The following is a 25,465-nucleotide window of genomic DNA, read 5'->3' as shown; positions in this document are numbered from 1 at the left end:
GGGGTGCGGACCGTGCGGGAACAGGCCGCCATCAGATGCGTGCTGATGCGGGGCGGCACGAGTAAGGGCGTGTTTCTGTCGGCGGCCGACCTGCCCGCCGATCGGGCCGCCCGCGACCAAACCATCCTCGCGCTCTTCGGCAGTCCCGATCCCCGCCAGATCGACGGGCTCGGCGGCGCGGACATCCTCACCAGCAAGGTCGCGATCATCGGCCCACCTACGCGCTCCGACGCCGACGTAGATTACACGTTCGGCCAGGTCAGCATCCGCGAGCCGGTCGTGGACTACGACATCAACTGCGGCAACCTGTCGGCGGCCGTGGGAGTGTACGCCATCGAAGAAGGCTTTGTCCGCGCCTCGGAGCCCGTGACCTCGGTGCGGGTCCACAACACGAACACCGCCAAGGTCTTCGTCGCGCACGTGCCGGTCCGCGACGGCTCCCCGGCGGTGGAGGGGGAGACGGTGATCGACGGCGTGCCCGGCAGCGGCGCGGAGATCGTCCTCGACTTCACCGGTACCGTCGGCGCCGTGACGGGACGCCTGCTGCCCACGGGGCGGCCCCTCGACCGCCTGCACGTGCCGGCGCTCGGCGGTTCGGTGGAGGCGAGCATCGTCGACGTTGCCAACCTGTGTGTGTTCGTCGCAGCGGCCGACGTAGGCATGACCGGCGCCGAAGGCCCCGCGAACTTCACGGCCGCGCACCTGCGGGCCCTCGTCGCGGTCAAGGATGCCGCGGCCGCCCGCCTGGGCCTGTCCGCCGACGGGCTCGTCCCGCTCCCCGTCGCCGTGGCGCCGCCGCTCGCCTATCAAACATTTGCCGGCCGGGACGTGCGTCCGGACGAGGTGGATCTGCTCGCGCGTCTGGCCGGCGGCCGGCCGCCGATGCTGCACAAGACGTTTCCGGGAACCGCGGCCACGTGCACCGCGGTCGCGGCGCGGATCGCAGGGACCGTTCCCGCAACGGCGTCCGCCCGCGCCCGGCACGATCGGGAGATCCGCATCGGCCATCCCGGCGGGGTGATGCCGGCGCGGGCCTTGGTGTCCGGCGGTCCGCCGTGGACCGTCCGCGAGGCGGGTTACTTCCGCACCGCCCGGCGTCTGATGGAGGGGCACGCGCTGGTCCGCCGCGCCGTCCTCGGCGCGTATGCGGGCGCGCGGCGATGAAGGACGTCCTGGACCGCGTCGAGCGCTGGCTGGCCGGGGGCAGGCGCGTCGGCCTCGCGACCGTGATCGCCACGGAGCGCTCCGCGCCCCGCGATCCCGGCGCCGTGATGGCGGTCACCGAGGATCTTGAAGTCGCCGGCTCCGTGTCCGGGGGCTGTGTGGAAGCGGCGGTGATCGAGGAGGCGGCGCAGGTGATCCGGACCGGCCGCCCCGCGCGCGTGACCTACGGCATTTCCGACGAGGACGCGGTCGCCATCGGGCTGTCCTGCGGCGGCATCGTTCACATCTTCGTCGAACGCGTGACGGGGACGGGGGAGCTGTTCGCCGCGTTCGCGCGGGCGGTCCGAGAGGATCGTCCGGTCGCCCTCGCGACCGAGGTGACCGGGCCGCACGCGGGCGCGAAGATGCTCGTCGCGCCGGATCGGACGCTCGGCGGGTTCGGAGATCCGGCGCTGGACGGCGAGGTGACCGCCGACGCCCGGGCGATGCTCGAGCGGGCGCAGACCGGCGCGCGCCGGTACGGCGCCGGCGCGCGCGAGCGCGCGGACGTGGAGGTGTTCATCAACTCGTTCGCGCCGGCGCCGGCGATGTATCTCTTCGGCGCGACGGTCCACGCCGCGGCGGTCGCGCGCATCGGGAAGTTTTTGGGCTACCGCGTCACCGTGTGCGACGCCCGGGCGGCGCTCGCCACCCGGGCGCGAATCCCGGACGCCGACGCCATCGCGGTCCAGTGGCCGGACGAGTTTCTGACCCGCGCTCCGGTCGACCGGCGGACCGCGATCTGCATCCTCACGCACGATCCGAAGTTCGACCTGCCGCTGCTCCAAATCGCGCTTACGACCTCCGCGGGCTACATCGGCATCCTCGGCAGCCGCCGGACCCATGCGGCCCGGTGCACGGCGCTCCGCGCCGCGGGCGTGCCCGCGGACGCGCTCACCCGGGTCCGCGCTCCGATCGGCCTCGATCTCGGGGCGCGCACCCCCGAGGAGGTGGCGGTCGCGATCGCCGCGGAGATCATCGCGCTCAGGGATGAGCGGCCGCTCTCGGAGAGGATTCCCCGTGCGGAGCACCGAACGCCCGCCGCAACATGGCCCGAGTGGAGCGACGCCGCAAGCCGGCCCCGGTAGCCCGGCGGAGTCGGCGCCGCCGCGCGCCCGCGGCGGCCGTGGGGTCCACCGACGTTCTCGATTTGTTCACGCGCACCACCGACGGGGTGATGGCCGTGGACCCGGCCTGCCGCGTGATTCTCTGGAATCGCGCCGCGGAGTCGGTGTTGGGGTATTCGGCCGCGGAGGTGCTCGGCCGGGCGTGCCACGACGTGGTGCGCGGGCGCGACGCGGTCGGGAATCTCTTCTGCCATCCGCACTGCAGCGTGCTGACTATGGCGCGCCGTGACGAGATGGCGCACGCCTACGACCTCACGACCCAGGGCAAGGACGGCGCGGAGCGGCGGCTCAACGTCAGCACGGTGCTGGTGCCGGGCGCCGGCGGCAACATCGTCGTCCACCTCTTCCGGGACGTGACGGCCGCCCGCAGAGAACGCCACCCGGAGGCCGTCCCCGGCGGCGACGGAAACGGCGCGCCGTCCGCGAGTTCGCCGGCGGATGCCCCGGGTCAGCTGACCGCGCGCGAACGGGAGATCCTGTGTCTCATGGCCCGCGGGGAAGGCACCCAGGCCATGGCGCGGCGGCTCTTCATCAGCACCGCCACCGTCCGCAACCACACGCAGAGCATCCTGACGAAGCTGGCGGTGCACAGCCGCCTCGAAGCCGTCGCCCTCGCCTTCCGCAGCGGAATTATTTGACCCCGCGGTAGGGGAATCGCTCCCCTAGAGCATCTGCCTCAGGGAAATAGGCCGGCCGCGTCATTGTTCCCGCGCCCCCACCGCGATACCGTGGGACCAAGGCATTCGAACGAGCGCTCGGTCGGGAGGCGGCTGATGGCCTCGGGGCACAGTGTGGACGCCATCCTCGAGGACTGCCGGGCCCTGGTGGAGGATCCGGAGTTCCCCGCGGTCCACCGGTGGCTCGAGGCCAATCCAGGGGGCAAAGTCCTCGGCCACTTCCAGGTGTACTTCCCCGAGGAGATCCCGCACGCCGCCGGCATGCTGCCGGTCAAGATTCTTGGGGCGGGCAGCGCGGTGCAGATCCGCAAAGCCGACGCGCGGATCGCCGCGTTCGTGTGCTCCATCATCCGCAGCTCCCTCGAACTGGCTCTCACCGGCCGGCTGGACTTTCTCTCGGTGTTCGTCACGCCGCCGATCTGCGACGCGGCACGCAACGCCTGCGGCGTGTGGGTGCGCAACCTGCCGAAGGTCAACTGCCAGATGCTCTACCTGCCGCAGAACGTCACCTCGCCGCACGCTGCAGCCTACCTGCGGGACGAGTACCGCCGGATCGCCCACGTGATCGAGGAGACCACGGGGCGGCCGATCATGGAGGCCGCCTTGTGCCGGAGTATCGCGCTGTTCAACGAGAACCGGCGGCTCCTCCGCGAGCTGTACCGCGTCAAGCGGGAGACGCCGTGGCTGCTGTCCGCGGTGGAGGCGTACACGCTCGTGCGCGCGGGCGGGGTCATGCCGCGCGAAGAGCACAACGTCCTGCTCCGCCAAGTGCTCGAGTTGGTGCCCCAGCGGCCGGGCAAGCGGCAGGACAAGATTCGCGTCGTCTTCGAGGGCGGCTACTGCGAGCAGCCTCCCGCCGACCTGCTCGCGGTGATCCAGGACGCCTGTTACATCGTGGACGACGATCTGCTGATCGGGCTGCGCTGGCTGACCGAGGACGTCCCGACCGACGGCGACCCGCTCGCGAACCTCGCCCGCGCGTACCTCGACGGATCGAGCTACAGCCCCGTGCAGCACGATCCGCGCAAACCCAAACCGGAGATGCTGCTCCGGCGCATCCGGGAGGCCACTGCCGAGGCCGCGATCGTCGCCGCGCCCAAGATGTGCGAGCCGGGGCTGGAGGAGCAGGTCAACCACATCCGCGCGCTCGAGAAGGCGGGGATCCCGCACCTCGTGATGGAGTTCGAAGAGAAGATGACCGTTTTCGAGCAGATGCGGATGGAAGTCGAGACGTTCGCCGAGTCGCTATTGCTCGACTTCGCATGAGCAAATACGCCGGGCCGGGGGGCCCTACGATGGCCGAGACAAAGACGCCGATCGGCTTCATCCGCAACGAGGGCCGCCGTCTGATGGACCGGTGGTGGCAGGAGATGACGGCCGCCGACGGGGCGGGGCGCCCGACGGCGTACGTCTTTGTGATGGGCTCCCTCGACGAAATCTTGCGGGTGTTCGATCTGCCCATCAATTGTCCCGAGATCACGTCGCTGCAAACCGCCGTGCGCGGCCGGTCGCTTGAATACTTGCAAACCGCCGAGGGCTACGGCTACTCCCCCGATATCTGCGGCTACGTGAAGGCGGACGTGGGGCTGCAGCTCAAGGACCGCCAGCATCCCAACGGGACCGTCCCCAAGCCCGCGCTCGCGATCGCGACGAACATGTGCAACACCTACATCAAGTGGGCCGAGATCTGGGAGCAGATGTACCACTGCCCGGTGTTCGTCCTCGACCTGCCGGCCTGGCGCGGGGGCGACGTGACCCCGCGGGTCGACGGCGAGGCCTTCCGGAACGACCGGCGCTACGTGGAGGGGCAGCTGCGGGACCTGATCGGCCTCTGCGAGCGTCTGACCGGCCGGCGCTTCGACATCGACCGGCTGCGCGAGGTGATGGCCGAGGTCAACCGCATGGCCGCTGGCTACCAGGCCGTGCTGTCGCTGAACCGCCACCGGCCCGCGCCGTTCAGCGCGATCCGCGAGGGCATCGTGTTCCAAGGCATCTCCAACCTCTACCGGGGCACGCCCGAGGGGTCCCGGTTCTTCGAGGGCGCCGCGGAGGAACTGCGCGAGCGCATCCACCTCGGGATGGGCACGCTTAACGAGAAATACCGGCTGCTCCTGACCGGCACCACATGCTACGCCGCGCTCAAGCGCTTCGCCGAGCTGTTCGAGGAGTGGGGCGGGGTCTTCGTCCACAGCACGTACATGGTGTTCGCCGGCGGCGGCTTCGGCTCGGACTTCGCCTACGACGTGACCCGCCCGATCGAGAGTCTGGCCGAGACGCTGCTGCTCTCCGCCTGGCGGGGGTTCAGCACACCGATGTTCTACGCGCAGGACTGGCTCGCCGAGACGGTCCGGGAGTGGTCCGTGGACGGCATCTGCTTCCACGGCGTGAAGTCGTGCCGCACCACGTCCACCGGCCTCCCGGACGTCCGCGAGTGGCTGCGCACCCATTTCGACATTCCGGGGCTGTTCATCCAATCGGACCTTGTGGACCCGCGGATGTGGTCGGATGCGCAGCTCAAGAACCGGATCGACGCGTTTATCGAGTCGCTGGCCGGGCGCCGGGCGACGGGATCTCACGAGGCCGGCATTAGGCGGCCATCCGACGCGAACGCGGCGAGGTGAGGGAGATGCTGGTCGGCGGGGTGGACGTGGGATCCACCCAAACCAAAGCGGTCGTGATGGACGACACGCGGCTTGTCGGCCGCGCGATCGTCGACACCGGCGTCCGGTTGACCGACGCGGCCGGGACGGCGTTCCGCCAGGCGCTCGCGACCGCCGGGGCCGCCGAGGCGGACGTGGCGTGCGTCATCGGGACCGGCTACGGGCGGTTCCGGGTGGAATTCGGACACGCCCAGGTCACGGAGATCTCCTGCCACGCGCGCGGCGCCGTCTACCTGTTCCCCGGGACCCGCAGCGTGCTCGACATCGGCGGGCAGGACACCAAGGCGATCCGCGTCAGCGAGACCGGCCAGGTGCTGGATTTCAGCATGAACGACAAGTGCTCGGCGGGGACCGGCCGGTTTCTCGGCGCCGCGTCGCAGGCGTTGGAGATCCCCCTCGGCGAGCTCGGCCCGCTCGCGCTGCGCGCCAAGAACGCGGTGACGATGACCACGACGTGCACGGTCTTCGCGGAATCGGAGATCCTGGGCTGGCTCGCCCGGGGCCGAAAGACCGAGGACGTGCTGATGGGCGTGCACACGGCGATCGCCTCCCGCAGCCTGTCGTTGCTGCGGCGCGTGGGGATCGAGCCCGAGGTCACCTTCACGGGCGGCGTAGCCCGGAACGTCGCGATGGTGAAGCTGCTCGCGGATCTGACCGGCGTGCCGCTCAACGTCAGCGAGGAGTCACACTATTGCGGGGCGATCGGCGCGGCGCTGTACGCGCTCGACCGGATGCTGGTGGGCGCGGAAGCCGGCGCCGGGGGAGGCGGACCGTCATGAGTTTCACCGCCGGCATCGACGTCGGCTCGGCGTACACGAAGGTGGTGCTCGCGGGCGACGACGGCCCGCTCGCCGGAATGGCCGCGATCCCGAGCGGCTACGACTTCGCCAAGGCCGCGGAGCGCGGCCTCGCCGCCGCGCTCGAATCCGCGGGGATCCCGCGCGACGAGATCGGCTACGTGGCCGCCACGGGCTACGGCCGCTACATGGTCCCGTTCCGGGATCTCGCCATCACCGAGCTCACGTGCCATGCGCACGCCGTGTACCGGCTGTTCCCGTCGGTCCGCAGCGTGCTGGACATCGGCGGCCAGACCGTGAAGGCCATCCGCCTCGGCGAGCGCGGACGGGTCAAGGCGTTTCGCCTGAACGACAAGTGCGCGGCCGGCAGCGGCGCGTTTCTGGAAAAGACGATGCGCTACCTCGGGTACGGCGCCGCGGACATCGCCCCGCTCGCCGGGGCCGCGAAGTCGCCCGTGACGATTTCCAGCGTGTGCGCCGTCTTCGCCGAGTCCGAGGTTATCAACCACCTGACCGCCGGGCAGAGCGCGGAAGACGTGTGCGCCGGCGCCGTGATGGCGCTCGCGGAACGCGCCGGCCAGGTGTTCAAGCGGGTCCGGCCCGAGCCGGAGTACGCGCTCACGGGCGGCCTCACACGGGTGCCGCTTCTGCGCCGGGCGATCGAGGAAGCGCTCGGTGTGACGTTCCACGTCGCCGCTGACGAGTTGGGCGTGTACGCGGGCGCGATGGGTGCCGCCCTGTTGGGCCGCGAGCGGGCCCGCAAACTGACCGAGCAACGGACCGCCTAGCGAGGCGGGCGAGAGGGAGGAGGATCGACCATGAAGACCATGCCCGAGCCGGCTCCCGCAGCCCTGGAGCCGCGGGAGCCGGCGGAGTTTCACTTTCAGGACATCCTCTATGAGAAGCGCGACTGGGTGGCGCGGGTCACGATCAACCGGCCGAAGGTCTACAACGCCTACCGGGCGCACACCCTCGTCGAGATGCGCGACGCCTTTCGCGACGCCTCCTACGACGACGGGGTCGCCGTGCTGGTGCTTACCGGCGCGGGGGACCGGGCGTTCTGCACCGGCGGGGACGTCGCGGAGTACGCCGGCGAGTACACCCGGCGGCCGCGCGACTACTGGAAGTACATGACCCTCTTCATCGAGGCGCACGACGCGCTGCGCAACATCGGCAAGCCCACGATCGCCAGGCTGAACGGGATCGTGGCGGGCGGCGGCAATGAGTGGAACATGGACTGCGACCTCGCGGTGGCCGCGGATGACGTCACCATCCGGCAGGTGGGCACGAAAGTCGGCAGCGTCGCGGCGGGCGGCGCCACGCAGTGGCTGCCGATCATGATCGGGGACCGGCGGGCCCGCGAGATGCTCCTCACCTGCGAGCCCGTCACCGCGCGGCAGGCGCTCGAGTGGGGCCTCGTCAATCGCGTGGTGCCGCGGAGCGAGCTCGACGCGGCCGTCGACACGCTCTGCCAAAACCTCATCGACAAGTTCCCGGAGTGTCTCAGGTACACCAAGCAGCAGCTGAACTTCTGGAAAGACCTCCCCTGGCACCTGACCGCGGGCCACGCCCGGGACTGGCTGAGCCTGCACTTCGCCTCCCGCGAGCCCTGGGAAGGCATGACGGCGTTCGTCGACAAGCGGCCGGTCGACTACCGGGCGCTGCGTGCGCGGGCGCGCGACGGCGAGGCGACGGAATCGGTCTGGGGCCCGCCGACGGGCACGTGTCCGGCGTGCGGGGCGCGCGGCCTGCCCGAGGAGATGGCGTTCTGCGGCCACTGCGGACAGAAGTTGTAGCGGCCGCCGGGGCGCGCGCATGACAGCCGGCGATCGGGTGGTTCTGGTAACCGGAGGCGCAAGCGGCATCGGCAAGGCGATCTGCGCGGCGTTTGCCTCGGCGGGCGGCCGTGTGGCCGTCGCCGACATCAACGCGGCGGGGGCCGGAGAAGTGGCGGAGGCGGCCCGCGCGGGCATGCCGGTGGTGATGGACGTCACCGACCGCCGCAGCGTCGTCGCCGGTGTCGATCGGGTGGTGGCCGCGTGGGGGCGGATCGACGTGCTGGTCAACGCGGCCGGTTGGGACCGGATCGGGCGGTTCGTGGACAGTACCGAGGAGTTTTGGGACCGCGTGATCGCCGTGAACTACCGGGGGATGCTGGCGACCTGCCATACGGTGGTGCCCCACATGAGCGGGCGGCGCAGCGGCGCCATCGTGAACATCGCCTCCGAGGCGGGGCGCGCCGGCTCGTCGGGGGAAGCGGTGTACTCCGGCGCCAAGGGTGCGGTGATCGCCTTCAGCAAGGCGCTCGCGCGCGAGGTGGCGCGCGACGGCATCCGCGTCAACGTCGTGGCGCCCGGGCTCACCGACACGCCGCTGCTGCAGGGCATGATCGCCGCCGGCAACGAGAAGCTCATCTCCGCGATCGTCAAGGCGACGCCCCTCGGCCGGCTGGCCCGGCCCGAAGAGGTCGCCCACGCCGCCGTCTTCCTCGCGTCGGACGCCGCGTCGTTCATCACCGGCCAGACGCTCGCCGTCGGCGGCGGCCTCACGATGGTATGACCGTCCGCGCGACGCAGGAATTGACGGCCGAGCACCGCGTCATCGAAGACGTGCTGGCGGCGCTCGATCGCGCCGTGACGGACGCGGCCGGCACTCGCGTCGTTCCCGCGGCGTTTCTCCGGGGCGTGGTGGCGTTCAGCCGGATGTTCGTGGACCGGTGCCATCACGGGAAAGAGGAACGGTGTTTCTTTCCCTGCCTCGCGAAGTGCGGGGTGCCGGTGGAGGGCGGACCGATCGGGGTCATGCTGCGCGAACACGAGGAGGGCCGCCGGCTGGTCGGGGTCATCGATGACACCCTGGCCCGGCACGAAGCCGGCAGCGCGACGCTGGAGGACGTGCTCGGCGCCTGCCGCGACTACGTGCATCTCCTGCGCGCGCACATCGCCAAAGAGACCCAGGTCCTCTTTCCCATCGGCGACGCCGTCGTGGGGGATGAGGACGAGGCCGGCGTGCGGCGGTGCTTCGAGGAGACCGACGGCGCATTCGGGGCCGGCGCGCGCGACGTCCTCACGCGGCTGGCCGAGACCCGAACACGCTGACCGGGCCAACGTACTGAACGCTGCCGCGAGGTTTCCCGGCTGCGGCGGACTTAGTGGAAGTGGGCGACCGGCTGCGTCAACCAGGCAAACATGCCGAGGCCGGTCAGGGCCGCCATGACCGCCGCGCCCGCCGCCAATGCCCGCCGCCGGCCGCTCCATCCCGGCGCGCGACCGCGGTCTAGGATCGGGACGGCCAACAGCCACAAGAAGAAGATCACGGCGCCCCACAGGCCCTGCAACCCAAAGAGGTTCTCGAGGCCGTACAACGGCAGGAAGAGCCATGGCGGTTTCGTGACTTCGATGCCGGACACGGGTGCCGCGCCTTCTCCGTCGGGGAAGATGACGCTCAGCGCGAGCGCCAAGCCGAGCATGATGCAGCCGTACCCGGCCGCTTTCTTGAGGTGCTGGGCGAACGTGTACCTGACGGCGGCGGGTTCGGAACGCACGAGAGCCGCCGAGATCCCGTGTTGTCTGACGAGATAGATATGCGTGACGAGCAGGATGAAAAACAGCATCGGCAGCAGGCTGACGTGCGCCATGTACAGCCGGGTGAGAAGCGGCACGTGACTGGAAAACGCCGGCGAGAACCAGCCGCCGAATACGCCGAGCAGCGCCGCGAAGGCAGTGTTGTGCTCCAGGGCCTCTATCCCCAACTGGTCCCACCGCAGCACGGTCCCCGTATAGAACAGCGCCAGCATCGTCGCGAGCAACGCGACGCCTACGGCCCAATTGGCCTCGCGCGGGAAGCGGTACGCGCCCGTCGCGTAGACGCGGATCACATGCAGCAACAGGACGATGACCGTCAAGTGTGCGGCCCAGATGTGGATGCCGCGAATGACCTCGCCGGCGGGCACTTGGGTGATGATGGCCCGGATGCTCTGATTCGCCGCGCCGGGATCGGGGACATAGAATTGCCCGAGGAGAATGCCGGTACCGACCAGGATCACGAGCCCGGCGAGCGTGATCGCGCCCAGGACGTACGGCAGCGTGTTCGCGTAGGCCGGAACCTCGTAGAGGAAGTTGTGAAGCGCCAGCCTGGCGTCCACCGCCGTCCACAATCGTTTCCAGCGGGACGACGGCGTCATTTGCGTGCGATCAAGCTCCCCGCACCGATCAACAGCGCCGCGGCGGCCAGCAGTTCGTAGACAGCCGGCGTGGCGGTGAAGCGCGGCCGAACAGGGACGAGGAGGGTCCGATCCACGCCCGAGGGTTCGGCCTCCGCGGGATGGAGCGCCTGCATGAGGTAGGCGGCGGCCGCCGTGGCATCTTCCGCACCGAGCGCCTGGGCGGCGTCCCGTACCCGCGGCATGTCCACGCCGCGCGTGTCCTGAGCGAACAGCGCCTTGATTACCCGCTCGGTTGCGACGGCGACGTCGGGCGGACTCACTTCGAGGGCGGCCAGGGCCTGGCGTACCAGCGTCAGCGCATCCCGGGGGGTCGCCGGCAGTTGAGCCGCCGGCGTCGCCGGGAGCGCCGACAAGCCGAACAACAGGATCGCGGCGGCCGCTCCGCCGGCCGCCGCCGACCTAATGCGGGTCCGAATCACCGGCGCCGGGTTGCTAGAGCACCACCACGTAGCCCTGCGTGGCGATGGGGAAGTTAGGCGCTCCCTTCTTGGCCGCCGCCAGTCCGAGCTTCGAATTGTACGTCGCGCCACGCTGGTCGTAAAAGAAGTACACGCCCGGCTTCGCGAACGTTGCCGAGCCGCTCTTGCCGGCGGCGAGGCTGAGGTTTGGCGTGCCGGCTCCAACGAACGTCGCCGTGTGCGCGGTGTGATCTTCGTTGATCCACGTGACCTTGCCGCCGGCGCGCACGACGGCGATGTCCGGCGCATAGGCGCCGCCGGCGATCTTCATCGTCGCCGACTGCGAGCCGGTGAGCCCGGGTCCCTTGACCACGATCAACCCTTCCATCGCCACCGGAAACGTATCCGCCTCTTTGCGCGCCACGGCCCGCCGGAGACTCGGGTTGAAGGTCGCGTGGTCGAGACAGTAGTAGGGGTAGATCCCGGCCTTCGTGAACGTGAACGACGCCGACTTCCCCGCCGGGTGGACGAGTGTGAACGACGCCGGCGTGCCGGGCACGGTCGTGCTCACGTGCGGGTCGGTGTCCTTGTTGACCCACGTGACGGTTTGTCCCACATCGATCACGATGGCCGCCGGATTGTACGAGTCTCCGGGGATTGTCACCATCCCGGCGGCTCCGGCGCTCGTTGTACCGGAACCGTAGACAATCAATCCCGCAAGGAGAAGGGCTAGTCCGGCCCCGTATGCACGCTGCATCCGATCCCCCCCTGTTTCGAGTACTCCAACATCAGACTACTTATGACTCGCTGAGTCTGTCACCTTGGGGTCCTCGGCCAGGTGGACCGCCACACGCGCCGGCCGGTGCTGTGCGCACAGTTCACCGCGCGGCTCTGATCGGGCGGAGAAGGGACCGACAATCGGACATCGGTCTGATGCGGCGCCGCCCGGCCGGTGCTAGCGTATGACCATGCATCCTACCGTCCGCCACCCTGCGATCGACGTCTCGCAGCGGCCCTTCATGGTGATCTGGGAAGTGACGCGCGCGTGCGACCTCGCCTGCCAGCACTGCCGGGCGGAAGCGGCGCCGCTCCCCCATCGCGATGAGCTGACGACCGCGGAGGCGCAAACCCTGATCGACCAGGTGGCGGGCTTCGGATCCCCCCCGCCACTGTTCATCATGACCGGCGGCGATCCGATCAAGCGGCCGGATCTGGTGCGTCTGATCGAACACGCGGTCGCGCGCCGCCTGCCGGTCGCCCTCTCGCCGTCGGCGACGCCGCTGCTGACCAGTCAGGCGATCGCGGACGTGAAGGCGGCCGGCGCCGTCGCCATGTCCCTCAGTCTCGACGGGGACACCCGGGCGACCCACGACGCGTTTCGAGGCGTGTCCGGCGTGTTCGAGCGCACCCTCGACGCGTGGGACGCGGCGCTCCGCTACGGGCTCAAGGTGCAGATCAACACCACGGTGACCGGCGGCAACGTCATGGCGCTGCCCGGCATCGCCCGGATGGTCCGCGAGCGCGGGGCGATGGCCTGGAGCGTCTTCTTCCTCGTCCCGGTCGGGCGGGGGAACGGCCTGCCGCAGATCAACGCGGCGGAGTGCGAGGACGTGCTGCATTTCCTCTACGACGTCGGGGCCGGGCTGCCGGTCAAGACGACCGAGGGGCACCACTTCAAGCGGATCGTGCTGCAGCGTGCCATTCTGGAGCGCCGCGGCATCGGCCCGGCATCCGTGCTCACGTTTGGACCGCTGTACCACGCGCTGCGGACGATGCTCGGACCGTGGCCGGCCGGTACCGGGCGGCGCCGCACGCCGATGGACGTGAACGCCGGCCGCGGGTTCGTGTTCGTCTCGCATACCGGCAGCGTTCACGGCAGCGGGTTCATGCCGCTGCCCGCCGGAAACGTCCGGCGCCGCCCGCTCGGCGAGATCTATCGCGACAGTCCGCTCCTGCGCGTGCTGCGCGATCCCGCGTCGTGGCACGGCCGCTGCGCCCGCTGCGAGTTTCGCGACGTCTGCGGCGGCTCGCGCTCCCGGGCCTACGCGTCGACGGGCGATCCCACCGGCGACGACCCGCTGTGCGCGTACGTGCCCGGCAGCTTCCCGTTCGCCGCCGATCTGGCCGCGGCGCTTCAGTAGGTCGCCCGCCCCCCCGAGATATCGAAGACCGCGCCCGTCGAGAACGAGCACCCCTCGGAGGCGAGCCACGCGACGAGCGCGGCCACCTCCTCCACCGCGCCGAAACGGCCCATCGGAATCTTGGACAGCATGAACTGAATGTGCTCGCGCGTCATCTGCGCGAAGATGTCGGTCTCCACCGCGGCCGGCGTCACGCAGTTGACGAGTACGCCGGCGCCGGCGAGCTCCTTGCCGAGAGATTTGGTCAGCGCGATCACACCGGCCTTCGCCGCGCTGTACGCGGAGGCGTTCGGGTTGCCTTCCTTGCCGGCGATGGACGCGATGTTGACGACGCGGCCGTACTTTCGTTCGAGCATCGCGGGGACGAGGGCCTGACAGCACAGGAACACGCCCGTGAGATCGATGTCGAGCACCCTCCGCCACGCGTCCCGTGGGTACTCCCAGCTCGTGGCGTTCGGGCCGGCGATGCCGGCGTTGTTGACGAGCACGTCCACGCGGCCGTGGCGGCGAAGCGTCTCGCGGGCCGCGGCATCTACCGACGACGCGTCCGATACGTCGACGGCGAGCGCTTCCGCCTCGCCTGCGCCGAGCAGTTCGGCGGCCGCCCGCTCACCCTGCGCTCCGTCGACGTCCCAGATGGTCACGGCCGCGCCCTCCGCGCCGAGCCGCTTCGCGATCCCGAATCCGATGCCGCGGGCTGCGCCGGTGACGACGGCGTGCCTGCCCCGCAATGTGCTCATGTCCGCCCCCTTGTCGCGGTCCCGAGCGTGACGGGTCCGCCGGTCTCGATCGAGCGCGCCGCCGCGCCGATGAACTCCACGGTCAGCAGGCCTAAGTCGCCGCCGACGAGGACGCCGGCGTCCCCCCCGAGGGCCGCCACGAGCCGCGCGCACGGGGCTTCCCGAGGGTAGCGCTCCGGCTCCGACTCGACCCGTTCGTCGAGGCTCGTGCCGTCGTAGCTGCGCACGCTCAGCGTGCCCCGCGCCATGTCGTACGCGGCGTGGCCGCGGTCGCCGAACAACTCGATCCGCTCGACGGTGGGGCTTCCCGGCGCGACCGTGCCGGTGCCGGCGATTGTGCCGACGGCGGCGTCGCCGGTCTCTCCGCAGCGGAAGGTCACCGCGTCCCAGCCGTCCGCGCGCGGCGTGTCTCCTCCGGCAAACGCCTGCACCGAGACCGGTACGAGCCCGGTGACGAAGAAGAGGAGGGAGGCGACGTGCGTGACCTGGGAGTAGAGCTGGCCGCCGCCGCGCGAGCGATCGTCGTAGGTTTCGGGATTCGGCGGAAAGAGCGCGTCGTCCGCGGACCGGTGGGGCCGTCCCTGGTACAGCGGCCGCACGGACGTCGCGAACACACCGGCCGCGAGCCGCAGGCCGCCGAGCGCGCCCGCCGCGATCCGGTCGCGCAGAGCCTGCGCCAGCCGGCAGTGCGGGTAGGGATACCCGACATGGAGCCGCCGGCCGGTGCGGCGGGCCATATCGAGCAGGTCGCGGGCGGCGCGGGCGGCGACCGTCATCGGCTTTTCGACGAGCACGTCGGCGCCGGCGAGCAGGCAATCGCGCGCGATCGCGTAGTGGCTGTCCGGCGGCGTGGCGACGACCACGCCATCCACGCGCTCCGCCTCGAGCAGCGCGCGGTGGTCCGCGTACCATCGCGGTACGCCGAAGCGCGCGGCCGCCCGCTGCGCGCGCGTGGGATCGGCGTCGGCCACGGCGACGAGGTCGCAGGCGGCATCGGCGCGGAGCGCCGGCAGGTGCACACGGGTAGCCCACCAGCCGCAGCCGACCACCGCGATGCGGACCCGATTCACCCGGTGTGCCTCCTTGTTCTCACCGCGGCGAGCGCGGCGCCGGCACGGCACTGAAGGAACCGTTGTCCGACACAGTCAATGAAACACCCGAGAGATTCGCGCTGTCAAATGCACCCGCTTGTCTCCGCCGCGACCCCAACGTCGCGCCATCGATGAGGAGGACGGCATGAGCGTGCGCGCAGTACCGACCATCTCCCGCCGGAGGTTCCTCGCGCTGACGGCCTCGGCCGCCGGCGCCGGCATCGCCGTGGCGGCCGCGGGCTCCGCGTCGCGCGGCGTTCCGGCCGCGTCCGCCCAAGCCGCGACCGTCGCGGTCGACGAGCCGAGCGTTCTTCAACCCGGCTACAAGGAGCAGCTCGACGGCCTCGACCAGGCCTTTGCCCTCAAGTATCCCGGCAGCCGCATCGAGCAGGTGTCGCCGCCGTTTCCGCAATACCACCAGCAGGTCCTGACCCTGCTGCAGGCCGGGTCGCCCCCCGACGTCATCCGAATCGACGACCCGCAGCTGTCGTATTACATTGAGCAGGACTGGCTGGAGCCGCTGGACCCGTGGCTCAAGGGCGCCGGCCTCGATCCCAACACCTTCATCAACGCGCAGAAGGATGCGATGCGAGGCGGCCGCGCCTTCGCGGTCCCGCGGGAGTCCAATCCGCGCGTGTTCTTCTATAACCGCGCGCTCTATCAGAAGGCGGGCGTCGGCGTGCCGGCCGATCTCGCCGCGTACCGCGAGGCGCTGCGGAAGACGTCGGATCCCCGCTCGGGCCAGTTCGGCATGGGCATCGCGACGAAGTCCGGCGATCCGACCGGCCTGATGATCCAGCTGATGCCGGTCGTCCTCGGCTTCGGCGGGGCGTTCTACGACGGCACGCGGCCGACGGCGACCGATCCCAAAGTGATCGCGGCCCTCCGGTTCGTCAAGGATCTGTGGGACAACAACGAGATCCCGCGCGGCCTCGACGCGGTGACGATCAACAACCTCGTCACCCAGGGCAAGGTCGCCAGCATCATCTCCGGATCGTTCGTGTACTTTCAGGCGCAGAAGGCCAACCCCGCGGTGGGCGCGCAGCTGTGGGCCGGCAAGAACCCGCTGCCGTCGCCGGCGACGATGCGCGCGACCGCGTGGTGGGGCGTGCCGAAGGCCGCCAAGCACAAGGACCTGGCCGCCAAGTACATGCTGCTGCTGCTGACGCCCGTGCAGCAGAAGCGCCAGGTGGAATTGACGGGCACGCTGCCCGCGCGCCCCGGCATGGTGCCGGCGGACTTCATCGCAAAGAACCCGTGGTTTAGGGCCGTGGTCGACATCGGCTACGGCGGGAAGGCCGTGTCGTACTTTCCGCAGCAGATCGGCAACAAGGGGAACGACGCGCTCGCGGCCATCGGGAACGGCGTGCTGTCGATCCTCTACCAGGGGGCGGCCCCGGAACGGGCCATGCAGGACGTCCAGACCAAGCTCGAGCGGCTGTGACGTCGGGCGGACGTGCTCCGCGGCGTGCGTAGCGACCGCGCGGCGCCGGCGGTGTTTCTCGGCCCGGCGGTCTGCACGGTGCTGCTCGTCTTTCTGCTGCCGATCGCGCTGGGGGTCTGGACGAGCTTCCAGGCGGACGGCTCCACCCTCGACCGGGCGCGGTGGGTGGGATTGGCCAACTACGCCGTCCTCTTCGGGGACCCGGCCTTCGCGCACTCCGTTCTCGTCTCGGTGGTGTTCACGGCCGCGTCGGTCGCGGGCGCCTACGCCGCCGGCCTCATCGCGGCGCTGATCCTCAACCGGCCGTTTCCCGGGCAGCCCGTGCTGAGCGGCATCGTGATTCTGCCGTGGGCGATGCCGTACGTCGCCGCGGCCATGATCTGGTCGTGGCTCTTCGATTATCAGTACGGGCTCTTCAACTATCTCCTCAACGTCATGAGCGTCGTGCACGGGAAGGTCGGGTTTCTGACCGATCCGCACCTCGCGCTGTGGGCGGTGGTCACGGTCCAGATCTGGAAGATCTTTCCCCTCGCCGCGGTGCTGCTGCTGGCCGGCCTCAAGACCATTCCGGCCGAGCACGTCGACGCCGCGCGGGTGGACGGCGCGGGCGGATGGGGCGTGTTCCGGCACGTGACCCTGCCCGGGCTGCGGCCCGTTACCGTGGTCCTCGTGCTGCTGCTCACGATTTGGGTGTTCGGGCGATCCTTCACCGTGATCTACGTGATGACCGGCGGCGGCCCCGTCGACGTGACGCTCAATCTCGTGCTGATGACCTTCCAGCAGGGCTTTCAACTGTTCCATCTGAGCCGGGCGGCCGCGCTCGGCACGGTGGTGATGTGCATCTCCGCCGCCTTCGCCCTCGTCTACCTGCGCTTCATCGAGGCGCCGGCGGTGTGATGCGGATCCGCCGGGCGGGCCGGGTCGTGCTGGCGGGCGCGGGCATCGCCGCGTTCGCGCTGCTCGTCGTCCTGCCGATCTATTGGATGCTCGTCACCGCGCTGCGGCCGGACGCCGACCTCTTCAGCTATCCGCCCAAAGTCTTTCCCGGCGCGCTCGACCCGGGCCGGGCGCTCGCGGCCTTCAAAGGCACGAACATCGTGACCTGGCTGCGGAACTCGTTTGCGGTGTCGCTCGCGACGACCCTCGTCGCGGGGATCCTCGGCATCCCGGCGGGCTACGCGATGTCGCGGTTTCGCAGCCGGGCGGTGCGGACCGCGGCCGCCGCGACCGTGATCACGCAGATGATGCCGCCGCTCCTCCTGCTGGTGCCGATGTTCCTGGTGTTTCGGAAGCTGGCCCTGCTGGACAACCTCGGCGGGCTCGTGATCGTGGATGTCGCGTGGGTGCTGCCGCTTACGGTGTGGATGATGAAGTCGATGTTCGACGCCTCGCCGCCCGAGATCGACGAGGCGGCCAAGGTCGACGGGTGCGGGCCGTTCGCCACGCTGTGGCGCGTCGTACTGCCGCTGGCGCTGCCGGGGCTCGCCGCGGTGGCGATGTACGCGTTCATCGAGACGTGGGACGAGTTTCTCTTCGCGCGTACGTTCATCACCAGCGTGAACCTCTGGCCGGCTTCGGTCGGCCTCTACTCGTTCGAGGGCGAGTACCTCGTGCCGGAGCAGCAGGTGATGGCGGCCGCGATTCTCTTCGCCCTGCCGTCGCTGGTGCTCTTCATGTTCGTGCGCAAGGCCTTCATCGGCAGCCTCAGCGCCGGCGCGGTGAAGGGCTGAGATGCGGATCACCGGCATCCGCACGATCGTCGAGCCCTATTCGTCGGGGACGTGGCTCGATCAGATCCAGGTGGCGAACCCGATGTTCCGCTTCCCGCGGTTTCGGGGGCCGCGGTCGGCCTGGCGCGGTCCGGGGTCCGACGCCGTCCGCGTGTTCGTACTGACAGACGAGGGGGTCGTCGGCACCGGCGAGTCCCGCGGCGGCGTAGTCACGAAGGCCATCATCGACCACCACCTGGCGGCGCTGCTCCGCGACCAGGATCCGCTCGACATCGAATTGCGCTGGGAAGAGATGTGGCGGGCGTTGCTGCCGTACGGCCGGAAGGGCGTGGCGGTGATGGCGCTCTCCGCGGTCGACCTCGCGCTGTGGGACCTGCTCGCCAAGTGGACGGGGACGCCGCTGTACCGGCTGCTCGGCGGCGCCGCGCGTGAGCCGCTGCCGGTCTACGCGACCCATCCCGAGCCGGCGCGCCTGGCGGCCGAGGGATACGTCGGACTCAAGGTGCCGATGCCGTGCGCGGTGGAGGACGGCCCCGCCGGGTTCGACCGCAACGTGGAGACCGCGGCCGCCGCCCGCCGGGCGGTCGGGCCGGACGTCGATGTGATGGTCGACTGCTTCATGGCGTGGGACGTCGAGTACACGCTGCGCTTCGCCCGCGCTACCCGGGAATACGGCCTGCGCTGGATCGAGGAGTCGCTGCCGCCGGACGACTACGAGGGATACGCGCGGCTCCGGCGGGAGATCGATTGGACCCAGGTCGCGACCGGCGAGCACGAGTACACGCGCTGGGGCTTCGCCCGGCTGCTCGCCGCCGAGGCGGCCGACGTCCTGCAGCCGGACGTCGCGTGGGCCGGGGGGATCACGGAAGTGCGCCGCATCGCCGCCCTCGCCTCCGCCCGCGGGATCCCGGTGATCCCGCACGCGGGCGTGCTCCAGCCCTGGACCGTCCACCTCATGGCGGCGATGCCGAACTGTCCGATGGGGGAGACGATCGTCTTCGGCGCGGGCGACCGGCGGCCCGCGGCATCCATCCGTTCGGAGATCACCGTCGAGCACGGGCGCGTGCGGCCGAACGAGACGCCCGGCGCGGGCGTCGTCCTGAACGTCGATCCCGCCGCGCTCCCGGAGTCATGACTCCCGCGCCGCCGCGGTTCCGCTTCAGCTGCACGAGCTTCTCGTTCCCGCTGCTGCGCCTACCGGCCGTCGCCCGCGTGCTGTCCGCGCTCGAGTTCCGGCACGTCGATCTTTGCATCGCGGACGGCGACCGCGACGTGCGGGCGCAGGCCGTGGAGGCGGACCCCGCGGCCGTGGCCGGCCTCGATCGGAGAGCCTGCGAGGACGCCGGCCTGTCGGTTGTGGACGTGTTTTGCCACCTCGGCCGCAACGCCTTCGACCGGCCGGTCAACACACCCGACCCGGCGCAGCGGCGGCACAACCGCGAGCGGTTCTCCGCGTACCTGGCCTACGCCGCGGCGGTGGGGGCGGAGGGCCTCACCCTGTCGCCGGGCAAGCCGTGGGCGGAGATGAGCGACGGCGGAGTTCACCTCGCCTGCGAGGAACTCGCCGTGTACGCGGGATGGGCACGGGGACGCGGACTGCGGCTGTCCGTGGAGCCGCACCTCGATTCGATCGCCGCGGAGCCGGAATCCGCCGCGCGGCTGGTCGAGCGTGTGCCGGGGTTGACGTTGACCATCGACTATTCGCACTTCGTCGCCCGGGGCATCGATCAGGCGGCGGTGCATCCGTTGCTGCCGCTGGCCGGGCACGTCCATGTCCGACAGGCGGCCCCCGGGAAGCTGCAGGCGGCCGACGACGAGGGCGTCATCGATTTCGATCCGGTGCTCGAGCGCCTCGCCGGCCTCGGATACCGGGGCGCCCTGACCCTCGAATACCTGTGGAGTCCCTGGCAGGGGATGAATCGCATCGACGTCGTGACCGAGACGCTGCGGCTGCGCCGGCGGCTGGAAGCGCGCGGCGCGGCGCCCGCGGCACGCTAGTGGAGGGAGAGGAGCGGGGTATGGACAGCGACCGGACGTCGTGGGAGGCGGTCGACGCCGCCCTCAGCGGCGGTGAGGTGCTCGATCTGGCACGACAAATGGTCGCGACGCCGAGCTACGCGGCCGAGCACCATTGGGAAGCCGGCGTCGCCCGGGTGCTCGAGGAATTCTTGAGCCGCGAGGGGTTCGCCGTCACGCGGCAGCCGGTCCTGGACGGCCGCGAGAATCTGATCGCCGTGCTGCCCGGCCGGGCTCCGACCCGGCCCCTGCTCATGTTCAACGGCCACATGGACACCGTTCCGCCGTCCGCGTCGATGCCGTATCCCCCGTTTGCCGCGGAGGTCCACGACGGGAAGCTGTGGGGACGCGGCGCGGTGGACATGAAGGGCGCCGTCGCGGCTATGGCCGCGGCCCTCGTCGCGCTGCGCCGGGCCGGGGTGCGCCCGCCGCGCCCCGTCGTGCTCGCCGCCGTGATCGGTGAGGAGAGCGGCAACCTCGGCACCGCGGCGCTCGGGCGGGACGGTCCGCCGGCGGACCTGGCCGTGGTGGGCGAACCGAGCGATCTCGCCATCATTCCCGCGCACCGCGGCGTGTACCGGTGCGACGTCGTCGTGCACGGCCGCGCCGCCCACGGCAGCACGCCCGAACTCGGCGCGAATGCGATCGGGCTCGCCGCGCGGCTCATCGTCGCGCTCGACGGCCGGCTGCCGGAGATGTGGAAGAACCAGTGGCACCCGGTGCTCGGCGGCCCCAGCGTGAACATCGGCACGATCCGGGGCGGGATCGCGACCAACGTGGTGCCCGACCGCTGTGAGTTTACCTTCGGGAAGCGCTGGGTTCCGGGCGATTCACCGGAGCGCATCCGCGCGGACCTCGAGGCGGTGATCGCGGCAAGCATCGGCGCCGGGAAGGCGGACGTCGTCCGCGACGAGGCGTTCGACGCGGTGCCGCGCCCGCCGCTGGACCTCCCCGCGGAGCACCCGCTCACACGCGCGCTCGCGGAGGCGATCGAGGACGTAACCGGGCGCCGCGCGGCCATTGGCCGCTTCCAGGCGTTCACCGACGCCGCGGTGCTGCAGGCGGCGGGGACGCCGGCCGTCGTCTTCGGACCCGGAGACCTCGCGCTGGCCCACACCGACGAGGAGCACGTCCCGATCGACGCGCTCCACACGGCGGCCAGGATCTACGCGCGGCTCGCGCTGCGCCTCTGCGGCGCGGATTGATTCCCGGCGCTAGCGATTGATCCGGGTGATCTTCGCGCCCTGCAGCGAGACGTCGAACATCAGGCCCTTTTGACCCACGACGAACGCGACGATCGGCTGGTTGACCTGCATCGTGCTGAGATCAGCGCCCACCCCGACGTTCACGAGTGTCACCGCGCCGTCGACGCCGACCTGCCAGCCGGAGGAGCTTTCAAAGTGCCGGAGCGCCGCCGCATCGCGGAAGACGAGGAGAAGGTCCTTCTTCTGAATGCCGAACGAGGCGCCCCACGAGCCGCCCGTGATGCTGTAGTAGCCGACGGTCCGCGATCCCTCGCGCAGCGCGCCCTCGCCGTACTGGCCGCCGATGACAAACGCGACCTTCACGACGTTGGGAAACACCAGCACGCCTCTCGACGCGGCGATAAACTTGGCCCCGCCTTTGACCTGTTGATTGAACCTGGCCAGGGCCGCGTCGACGCTCGCGTTGATCTCTGCGGCCGTCCTCGCGAACGAAGCCGGGGGAACAACGAGCGTGCCGAGCAGCATTAGCGATGCGGCGAAGACCAGGATTCTGCGCGAACGCATTCTCTCTCAGCCTCCCTCTCGCGCCGGCGACACACTGGCGCCGGGCGCTACCTTCCGACCTTTGCTTGCGATTGGGGCGGTTTGAAACAGCACTTCGGAAGCGATGTACCCTACTTCGGAAGCGATGTACCCCGCCACCTGCCGGCCGCCTCCCGGCCTGCGGCCTCCTGCAGGAATTGTGTGGGGCAGTAGCAACCTATCCTTCAGATATACACCCGGGTCGTGCTCACGTTGAACGTCCGAAGGGGGGCGCTCCGATGAACCGCTGTGTGCTCGCGCTGCTCATCGCCGGATTGATGGCCGCGCTCGCGGGGACCGGCACACTCGCCGCGCAGGGTCCGATCAAGATCGGGTTGGTCACCGCCACGACGGGGATCTTCGCCCCCAACGGCCGGGACATGATCAACGGATTTGAGCTCGCTCTGAAGGAGGCCGGCAGCAAGGCCGCCGGCCGCCAGATCGAGCTCATCGTCGAGGACGACCAGGGTCTTCCCGGGCCGTCCCTGACGAAGGCGCGCAAGCTGGTCGAACTGGACAAGGTGGACATGATGACGGGCCCGCTCGCCGCGAGCTCCGGCTACGTGCTGCGGGACTACGTCGACGAGCAGAAGATCCCGGCGCTGTTCCCGGTCGTTTCCTCCGACGACCTCACCCAGCGCAAGACCTCCGCCTGGGTCGTGCGCACCGGGTGGACGAGCAGCCAGCCCAATCATCCGTTCGGTGAATACGCGGCCAAGACGCTGCATTACAAGCGCATCGCGACGATCGCCTACGACTTCGCGTTCGGCTGGGAGACGGTCGAAGGCTTCCAGGATACGTTCGAGCAGAACGGCGGGCGCGTCGTGGAACACCTGTGGCCGCCGATCGGGGCGCCCGACTACAGCCCGTACCTGGGGCGGATTCAGAACGTCGACGCGGTGTACGCGACGTTCAGCGGCAATGACGCCCTGCGGTTCCTTCAGCAGTACCGCGCGTTCGGGCTCATGGGCCGCATCCCGCTGATCGGCAACGGCACCCTGACGGACGAGCACATCCTGTTCCAGGAGAACGACCTGGCCAAGGACATCATCACGCCGCTGCACTACAGCGCGGCCCTGAACTCCGACGCGAACCGCACGTTCGTGCGGGCCTACGTCCGCGCCTACAATCGCGTGCCGTCGTATTACTCCGAAGCCTGCTACACCGGCATGCAGGTTATCCTGAAAGCGCTCCAGGCGACCGGCGGCAAGATCGAAGATCGCGCCGCGTTCGTCGCGGCGATGCGCAAGGTGACGCTGCCGGAAGCGCCGCGCGGGCCGTTGCGCTTCGACGCGTACGGCGCGCCGATTCAGAACGTCTACATCCGCCGAGTCGAGATCGTGAACGGGGAGCCGCAGAACACGGTGATCTTCACGTATCCCCACGTGTCCCAGTTCTGGACGTACAATCCGGCGGACTACCTGAAGAAGCCCGTCTACACGCGGGACCTGCCGCCCGCGCACCCGTAGCGGCCGCCTGAACGCTGGAGCGTCCGCCGCGGGACCGGCCCATGCCGGAGCCGGCGTTCATGTACTTCCCGGACCACTACCGGTGGTCCCATGGGATGCTGCATGTGCTGGGTTCCGCGCCGTGGGGCGGCGCCGAGATCGACGAGGTGCACCGCACCGGCCTGCGGCTGCGCGACCGGGTGGGGGACGACCGCGCGTGGTTCGAGGAATGGTGCCGGACGGCCGAGGCCGTGGAGCGGGCAGGCCGCGAGCGCGCCGAGCGCGGCCACGCCGCGAGCGCCGCGGCCTCGCTGTTCCGCGCGGCCCACTACTATCATATCGGCGAGCGATTTCTGCAGCCGAAGACCGCCGACGGCCTGGCAGCGTACCGCCGGGGCGTCGACTGTTTCCGTGACGCGGCGGGGGCCATGCCGTGGCCGCGGATCGAACCGGTCGAAGTGCCCTACGAGGGAACGGCGCTCCCCGCGCTGCTCGTGCATGCCGGTCCCCACGGGGGCAGACGCGCGGCGACCACCGGCGGACGGGCGCCCGCGGTCGTTTTCTTCGACGGCTTCGACATCACCAAGGAGATCCAGTACTTCAAGGGGGTCGCCGGCCTCGCCGCGCGCGGCATCGCCTGCCTGATCGTCGATGGGCCCGGCAACGGGGAGGCGATCCGGTTCCGGAACTTGACGCTGCACCATCAAACGGAACGCTACGCGACCCCGGCGTACGAATACCTTGCCCGGCGCGAAGAGATCGATCCGTCACGCATCGCTGTGATGGCGATCAGTCTCGGCGGGTACTACGCGCCTCGCGCCGCCGCGTTTGAGCCGCGCTATGCGGCCTGCATCGCATGGGGCGCGCAGTGGGACTACCACGCGGTGTGGAAGGAGCGGCTCGACCGGCTCGCCCGCGGCGAGTCGCCGTCGCTCTCCGTGCCCTGGGAGCACCTCTTGTGGATCTTCGGCGTGCGCACGCGGGAAGAGGCGCTTGCGCGGCTCGAGGGATTCCGGCTCGCCGGCGTGGCCGAGAAGATCGCCTGCCCGTTCCTGCTGCTCCACGGCGAGGGGGACTCGCAGATCCCGCTCACGACAGCGCGGCGCTGCTTTGATGCCGTCGGTTCCAGCCGGAAGACATTCAAAGTGTTCACGCGCGAGGAAGGCGGGTACCACCACTGCCAGGTCGACAACACGAGCATCGCCGTCGCCTATATGTGGGACTGGCTGGAAGACGTGCTCCGAGCCGCCATGTAAGGGCGCAATTGTCCAGCGACGGGATCAAGAACGCATCGATTCTGGAACCGATCCCCGATACAGCCGCCACCCGATAGATGCTCGTGCGGGCCTGTGAGACGCTAAATTCGGCAGCAGGTCGTAGAGAAGGAGGCCGAGCCGGACAAGTCACGCGGTCCCTCGCCGAGAGAGCAAACCTAGGGCGACCTAGGGACGCAAAGCCACGGAACCCCATGCGGTGAGCCGGGTTGCCGAAACGAGGCGGGCCATATTGGGGGGGGACCTATGAGGCAGTTCATCACCGCAGTGGTCATCGCGACGCTCCTGATGTGGGGAGGATTCGCAGGCGTCGCGCAAGCTCAAATCGCCGGGCCGGCCATCCAGACACAGGGCACTTTGACCTCGGTCAGCGTTGACGCGCTGACCTTCTCCGTTATTGGGCCGGCGGGCACGCAGGCGTTCCACGTCACATCCGTAACCGCTTTCTACGCCGGCACCGAGCGGATCGGCTTCGACCGCCTGTCCGAGTTCATCGGCGCCGTAGCGCTCGTGCGGTCTGCGCCCGTCGAATCCGAGCAGATCGCCGGCATCGTCACGCTGCTTGTGTACCCCGTGTCCGGAACCGTTTCCGGCGTCGGCCCCGATACTACCGAGCTGGGCGGTGGTCCGGCGATCGGCGGCGGCAATAACGGTGGCGGCGGCAACAACGGTGGCGGCGGCAACAACGGTGGCGGCGGCAACAACGG

26 protein-coding genes and 1 riboswitch are annotated in these 25,465 nt (G+C 70.1%); of the genes, 20 read left to right on the top strand and 6 right to left on the bottom strand.

Annotated elements, in window-relative coordinates; translation table 11 throughout:
- The first annotated feature begins 3 nt into the window (after positions 1-3).
- From VKT83_02420 to VKT83_02375, 10 genes are all read left to right on the top strand, one after another.
- Positions 4-1,164 (top strand): PrpF domain-containing protein, encoded by a 1,161-nt coding sequence (locus tag VKT83_02420; protein ID HLY21299.1) that lies wholly within the window; start codon positions 4-6, stop codon positions 1,162-1,164.
- Complete coding sequence (locus VKT83_02415; protein HLY21298.1) at positions 1,161-2,291, top strand: XdhC family protein; 1,131 nt, start codon at positions 1,161-1,163, stop codon at positions 2,289-2,291. Before VKT83_02420 ends, VKT83_02415 begins: the two co-directional genes overlap by 4 nt.
- Positions 2,292-2,329: 38 nt before the next feature.
- Positions 2,330-2,968 carry a LuxR C-terminal-related transcriptional regulator gene (locus VKT83_02410; protein ID HLY21297.1) on the top strand — a complete coding sequence of 213 codons (639 nt, stop codon included), beginning with the start codon at positions 2,330-2,332 and terminating at the stop codon, positions 2,966-2,968.
- 135 nt (positions 2,969-3,103) lie between these two features.
- A complete protein-coding gene (locus VKT83_02405; GenBank protein HLY21296.1) occupies positions 3,104-4,273 on the top strand; it encodes a 2-hydroxyacyl-CoA dehydratase family protein in 1,170 nt (389 codons plus the stop codon).
- Positions 4,274-4,302: 29 nt separating this feature from the next.
- Entirely contained in the window at positions 4,303-5,628 is a 1,326-nt protein-coding gene (locus VKT83_02400) for a 2-hydroxyacyl-CoA dehydratase family protein (GenBank protein HLY21295.1), read from the top strand.
- 5 nt (positions 5,629-5,633) lie between these two features.
- Positions 5,634-6,446: an acyl-CoA dehydratase activase gene (locus tag VKT83_02395; GenBank protein ID HLY21294.1), complete on the top strand. Its 813-nt coding sequence runs from the start codon at positions 5,634-5,636 to the stop codon at positions 6,444-6,446.
- On the top strand, positions 6,443-7,252 hold the full coding sequence (locus tag VKT83_02390) for an acyl-CoA dehydratase activase (protein HLY21293.1): 810 nt from the start codon (positions 6,443-6,445) through the stop codon (positions 7,250-7,252). The genes VKT83_02395 and VKT83_02390 overlap by 4 nt, the downstream gene beginning before the upstream one ends.
- 30 nt (positions 7,253-7,282) lie before the next feature.
- On the top strand, positions 7,283-8,260 hold the full coding sequence (locus VKT83_02385; protein HLY21292.1) for an enoyl-CoA hydratase/isomerase family protein: 978 nt from the start codon (positions 7,283-7,285) through the stop codon (positions 8,258-8,260).
- 19 nt (positions 8,261-8,279) lie between these two features.
- Positions 8,280-9,023 carry a glucose 1-dehydrogenase gene (locus tag VKT83_02380; protein ID HLY21291.1) on the top strand — a complete coding sequence of 248 codons (744 nt, stop codon included), beginning with the start codon at positions 8,280-8,282 and terminating at the stop codon, positions 9,021-9,023.
- A complete protein-coding gene (locus VKT83_02375; GenBank protein ID HLY21290.1) occupies positions 9,020-9,562 on the top strand; it encodes a hemerythrin domain-containing protein in 543 nt (180 codons plus the stop codon). Before VKT83_02380 ends, VKT83_02375 begins: the two co-directional genes overlap by 4 nt.
- Positions 9,563-9,612: 50 nt before the next feature.
- On the opposite strand, the gene VKT83_02370 is transcribed toward VKT83_02375, so the two are convergent.
- The 3 genes from VKT83_02370 to VKT83_02360 are packed head-to-tail and all read right to left on the bottom strand — an operon-like array spanning position 9,613 to position 11,754.
- Positions 9,613-10,647, bottom strand: coding sequence for a cytochrome b N-terminal domain-containing protein (locus VKT83_02370; GenBank protein HLY21289.1), 1,035 nt, complete (start codon positions 10,645-10,647; stop codon positions 9,613-9,615).
- A complete protein-coding gene (locus tag VKT83_02365; GenBank protein HLY21288.1) occupies positions 10,644-11,108 on the bottom strand; it encodes a hypothetical protein in 465 nt (154 codons plus the stop codon). Before VKT83_02365 ends, VKT83_02370 begins: the two co-directional genes overlap by 4 nt.
- A gap of 13 nt (positions 11,109-11,121) precedes the next feature.
- Positions 11,122-11,754, bottom strand: a complete 633-nt coding sequence (locus tag VKT83_02360) for a plastocyanin/azurin family copper-binding protein (protein HLY21287.1) — start codon at positions 11,752-11,754, stop codon at positions 11,122-11,124.
- Positions 11,755-12,049: 295 nt separating this feature from the next.
- On the opposite strand from VKT83_02360, the gene VKT83_02355 reads away from it, so the two are divergent.
- On the top strand, positions 12,050-13,228 hold the full coding sequence (locus VKT83_02355; protein HLY21286.1) for a TIGR04053 family radical SAM/SPASM domain-containing protein: 1,179 nt from the start codon (positions 12,050-12,052) through the stop codon (positions 13,226-13,228).
- On the opposite strand, the gene VKT83_02350 is transcribed toward VKT83_02355, so the two are convergent.
- Together VKT83_02350 and VKT83_02345 are read right to left on the bottom strand one after the other, a co-directional pair.
- On the bottom strand, positions 13,222-13,968 hold the full coding sequence (locus VKT83_02350) for an SDR family NAD(P)-dependent oxidoreductase (GenBank protein ID HLY21285.1): 747 nt from the start codon (positions 13,966-13,968) through the stop codon (positions 13,222-13,224). The two genes, VKT83_02355 and VKT83_02350, sit on opposite strands and share 7 nt — an antisense overlap.
- Positions 13,965-15,038: a Gfo/Idh/MocA family oxidoreductase gene (locus VKT83_02345; protein HLY21284.1), complete on the bottom strand. Its 1,074-nt coding sequence runs from the start codon at positions 15,036-15,038 to the stop codon at positions 13,965-13,967. Before VKT83_02345 ends, VKT83_02350 begins: the two co-directional genes overlap by 4 nt.
- Positions 15,039-15,204: 166 nt before the next feature.
- Here VKT83_02345 and VKT83_02340 point away from each other — a divergent pair, with 166 nt between their 5' ends.
- Genes VKT83_02340 through VKT83_02315 form a run of 6 tightly spaced genes read left to right on the top strand, consistent with a single transcriptional unit; the run spans position 15,205 to position 21,454 of the window.
- Positions 15,205-16,503, top strand: a complete 1,299-nt coding sequence (locus VKT83_02340; protein ID HLY21283.1) for a sugar ABC transporter substrate-binding protein — start codon at positions 15,205-15,207, stop codon at positions 16,501-16,503.
- Between the two features lie 24 nt (positions 16,504-16,527).
- Positions 16,528-17,400 carry a sugar ABC transporter permease gene (locus VKT83_02335; GenBank protein HLY21282.1) on the top strand — a complete coding sequence of 291 codons (873 nt, stop codon included), beginning with the start codon at positions 16,528-16,530 and terminating at the stop codon, positions 17,398-17,400.
- Complete coding sequence (locus VKT83_02330) at positions 17,400-18,233, top strand: carbohydrate ABC transporter permease (protein ID HLY21281.1); 834 nt, start codon at positions 17,400-17,402, stop codon at positions 18,231-18,233. Before VKT83_02335 ends, VKT83_02330 begins: the two co-directional genes overlap by 1 nt.
- 1 nt (position 18,234) lies before the next feature.
- A complete protein-coding gene (locus VKT83_02325; GenBank protein HLY21280.1) occupies positions 18,235-19,368 on the top strand; it encodes an enolase C-terminal domain-like protein in 1,134 nt (377 codons plus the stop codon).
- Positions 19,365-20,231, top strand: coding sequence for a TIM barrel protein (locus VKT83_02320; protein HLY21279.1), 867 nt, complete (start codon positions 19,365-19,367; stop codon positions 20,229-20,231). The genes VKT83_02325 and VKT83_02320 overlap by 4 nt, the downstream gene beginning before the upstream one ends.
- Positions 20,232-20,251: 20 nt before the next feature.
- On the top strand, positions 20,252-21,454 hold the full coding sequence (locus VKT83_02315; protein ID HLY21278.1) for a M20 family metallopeptidase: 1,203 nt from the start codon (positions 20,252-20,254) through the stop codon (positions 21,452-21,454).
- A gap of 9 nt (positions 21,455-21,463) precedes the next feature.
- On the opposite strand, the gene VKT83_02310 is transcribed toward VKT83_02315, so the two are convergent.
- On the bottom strand, positions 21,464-22,018 hold the full coding sequence (locus tag VKT83_02310; GenBank protein HLY21277.1) for a YSC84-related protein: 555 nt from the start codon (positions 22,016-22,018) through the stop codon (positions 21,464-21,466).
- Positions 22,019-22,275: 257 nt separating this feature from the next.
- On the opposite strand from VKT83_02310, the gene VKT83_02305 reads away from it, so the two are divergent.
- The 3 genes from VKT83_02305 to VKT83_02295 form a co-directional block, all read left to right on the top strand.
- Positions 22,276-23,505: an ABC transporter substrate-binding protein gene (locus VKT83_02305; protein HLY21276.1), complete on the top strand. Its 1,230-nt coding sequence runs from the start codon at positions 22,276-22,278 to the stop codon at positions 23,503-23,505.
- Between the two features lie 41 nt (positions 23,506-23,546).
- Positions 23,547-24,740: a prolyl oligopeptidase family serine peptidase gene (locus tag VKT83_02300; GenBank protein ID HLY21275.1), complete on the top strand. Its 1,194-nt coding sequence runs from the start codon at positions 23,547-23,549 to the stop codon at positions 24,738-24,740.
- A gap of 159 nt (positions 24,741-24,899) precedes the next feature.
- Positions 24,900-24,975: riboswitch (cyclic di-GMP riboswitch) on the top strand.
- 29 nt (positions 24,976-25,004) lie between these two features.
- Positions 25,005-25,465, top strand: a 461-nt coding sequence (locus VKT83_02295) for a hypothetical protein (protein HLY21274.1), incomplete at its 3' end; no start/stop codon positions are given.

This window comes from bacterium (genome assembly GCA_035308905.1).
Classification (GTDB): Bacteria; Sysuimicrobiota; Sysuimicrobiia; order Sysuimicrobiales; family Segetimicrobiaceae; genus DASSJF01.
The sequence above is the reverse complement of the archived record's forward strand: the minus strand, read 5'-3'. Positions and strand labels throughout refer to the sequence as shown.